The organism is Micromonospora sp. DT44 (assembly GCF_049841635.1).
In the GTDB taxonomy this organism is placed as follows: domain Bacteria; phylum Actinomycetota; class Actinomycetes; order Mycobacteriales; family Micromonosporaceae; genus Micromonospora.
Map to the genome: position 1 here is coordinate 1 of NZ_JBNCKS010000180.1, position 394 is coordinate 394.

Consider the following 394-nt stretch of genomic DNA (forward strand, 5'->3'; position numbering starts at 1 on the left):
AAGCATGCCCAAACGACCCGCCCCCGTTTATACGCCGATGGCCTACCAGCAGATCATCGATAACCCGGGCCTCGCCGGTGTCAGGCTCGCGATGCACTGGGCACACAAGTCGGGCCGACTTGGACGTGGCAGCAGTAACCACAGTGCGTTGAGCGGGGCAGTGTTGGGTGACTTTGCCCAGTCGCACGGGCTCCCCCCCGGCTACTACACACTGGAGTTGGAGGGCGCGAAATTTTTCCTGGGTAGGCATCCTGATCTTGCCCCCGGTGGTGCCGACCGGATGTCCGCGGCAGCTCGGCGAATTGACCCACCCGCCGACTTGCTGCGAGTGTTCACCCCGGCGTCCTATCAGGTGGTCATCGACAACCCGGGCGTCGCCGACGCCCGTCTAATG

1 protein-coding gene is annotated in these 394 nt (G+C 64.0%); it reads left to right on the plus strand.

All coding sequences use genetic code 11. The features are described from left to right. Positions 1–37 precede the first annotated feature (37 nt). A partial coding sequence (locus ACLQ25_RS32840) for a hypothetical protein (protein ID WP_425734610.1) occupies positions 38–394 on the plus strand: 357 nt, incomplete at its 3' end.